Annotated in this window: 1 protein-coding gene and 2 pseudogenes; all 3 read left to right on the forward strand. The window is 73.0% G+C overall.

Features of this window, described 5'->3' with window-relative positions; all coding sequences use genetic code 11:
- Nucleotides 1–438 (forward strand): annotated as a pseudogene (locus ACFP3V_RS31575) (hypothetical protein); the annotation flags it as partial.
- Nucleotides 431–1987 carry a CpaF family protein gene (locus tag ACFP3V_RS31580; protein ID WP_380591201.1) on the forward strand — a complete coding sequence of 519 codons (1557 nt, stop codon included), beginning with the start codon at nucleotides 431–433 and terminating at the stop codon, nucleotides 1985–1987. The pseudogene ACFP3V_RS31575 and the gene ACFP3V_RS31580, both read left to right, overlap by 8 nt.
- Nucleotides 1984–2373 (forward strand): annotated as a pseudogene (locus ACFP3V_RS31585) (type II secretion system F family protein); the annotation flags it as partial. The gene ACFP3V_RS31580 and the pseudogene ACFP3V_RS31585, both read left to right, overlap by 4 nt.

The following is a 2373-nucleotide window of genomic DNA, read 5'->3' on the forward strand; positions in this document are numbered from 1 at the left end:
ACCCGTACGGGGCTGAGCACGAAAACGCGTACGCCGACAGACGTCGTCCTGCTGGTGGTGCGCCAGTCCCTCGCCCAGGTGGTGGCCGCGGCGCCGGTGGTGGCGGCGCTGCGGCGGGATCTGATGCAGCACGGTGCCGGGGCGGACGGGCTGGGTCTTTTGGTGGTGGGTGAGGAGAAGGCGCCGTCGGTGAGTGAGATCGCCCGCAACCTCGGGGTGGGGGTGCTGGCGCACCTGGACCGGGACGAGGCGAGTGCGCGGATGCTGGCGCACGGCCCCACCGGGCGGGGGTTGTCGTCGCGGGCGACGCTGCTGCGCCAGGCCCGCAGCGCGTGGGAGCCGATCGGGGCGCTGGCGATGCGCCGCCGCGTGCAGCTCGCCCCCGCCGCTGGCACTCAAGGGGCGGTGTATCAGGGGATGGTGAGCCAGCGTGGCTGACACGATGCCCAGGCCCGCGCACGAGACGGGCACGGTGGCCGGTGGGGCGTTGGGTCCGAAGCTGGCCGCGGCGCTGAGGGGTCCCGGCCCGGCCGCGGTCACGGCGCCTGTGCCCGGGGCGGTCGCGGCGGTCCCGCAGCCGGCACCTGCCGCGGTGAGTGGTCGGGCGGGGGTGCTGCCGGTGGGGTTCGACGTGATCGAGGACCTGCGGGGCCGGGTCGCCGCCCAGCTGTCCGAGGAGTCCCTGCGCGGTGAGAACGCCGCCCTGTCCGCGGCCGATGTGCGCCAGCTCGGGCTGCGGCTGGTCAAGCAGGTCGTGGCCGAGTGGGCGACCCACTACGCCACGACCGTGCGGCTGCTGTCGGGCGAGGAGGAGCAGGCGATCCGCGCGGCGGTCGTCGACGCCCTGTTCCGCGCCGGGCGGTTGCAGCCGCTGCTGGACGACCCGGCCGTGGAGAACATCCTCATCGACGGCTGCGACCAGGTGTTCGTCGACTACGTCGACCGCCCGGCCGCCCCCGTCGCCCCGATCGCCGGCTCCGATTCTCAACTCGTGAACCTGATCAACCAGTTGGCCCGCAACCAGGGCCAGGGCGAGCGCGCGTTGACCCCGGCCACACCGAACCTGAACCTGCGGCTGGCCGACGGCTCCCGCCTGGCCGCCTCCTACCTGGTCACCCCCCGCCCGCATGTGGTGATCCGCAAGCACCGCATGCGGCAGTCCCACCTGAAAGACCTGGTCGCCTGGGGCACCATCGACAGTGCGCTGGAGCAGTTCCTCCTGGCCCTGGTGAAGGCGCGGAAGAACGTCGTCATCGCCGGCAGCCAGGGGGTGGGCAAGACCAGCCTGCTGCGCGCGATGGCCCGCGAGATCGCGGCCGGGGAACGGGTCGGCACCCTGGAGTCGGAGTACGAGCTGTTCCTGCACGAGCTCGACGGCGGCCCGACCGTGGTCGCCTACGAGGCCCGCGAGGGCAACGGCGAACGCAGCGCGGACGGCCGCATGGCGGGCGAACTGACCCTGTCCGACCTGTTCCCGCAGCTGCTGCGGATGAGCTTGCGCCGCGTCATCGTCGGCGAGGTCCGCTCCATCGAGGTCGTGCCGATGCTGCACGCCATGAACGAGGGCGAGGGCGGCTCCATGTGCACCGTCCACGCCCGCACCGCCCACTCCGTGGTCGAACGCCTGGTCACCCTGTGCCTGGAGGCCGGGATCGGGATGACCGAGGCGCTGGCGCACCGGCTGATCGCGAACGCCGTCGACTTCATCGTCTACGTGCGCCTGGTCGATGAGACCGAAGTGGGGGGCCGCAAGTGGCGGTTCGTCTCCCACGTCGTCGAGGTCACCGGCCTGGGCGAGGGCGGCCGCCCCGCGCTGCAGACCGTGTTCGGCCCCAAGGAGGAAGCCGGGCGCCGCGAACCGCGGGCCGTGCCGCTGCTGGCGCCGGTGTGCCTGCCCGACCTGGAACGCGCAGGGTTCCACCGCGGCTGGCTGCAGCAGCCCTTCGGCGCCTGGACCAGCGACATGAAGACGGTGATGCCCCTATGAACCAGACCAGTCTCGCGATCCTGGCCGCTGGCTTCGCGGTCGTCGCGGTGGCCGGGGTGTTCCTGGCGGTGGCCGGGATCATCGGCGTCGAGAACAAGCCGGTGCGCCGCCGCAGCCGGATGCAGCGCAAACTGCGCGCCGTCCTCGGCGCCAACGGCCCCGCAGCCGGTGCTGCGAACGGCGGTGCGGGTGGGGCGCGTTGGTGGGTGCAGCGCCGCGCGAAGGTCATCGCGGCGGGTGTCGTCGCGGTGGGGGTGTGGGTGGTCACCGCGTGGCCGATGGCCGGCCTCCTGGCCGGCGCCGGTGTGCTCGGGTTGTCGTGGATGCTCAACCCCGGCGCCGAACACGCCCGCGCCATCGACAAGCTCGAAGCCTTGGAGGAGTGG

Origin of the sequence: Streptacidiphilus monticola (assembly GCF_042658505.1) — a bacterium.
Lineage (GTDB): Bacteria > Actinomycetota > Actinomycetes > Streptomycetales > Streptomycetaceae > Streptacidiphilus > Streptacidiphilus monticola.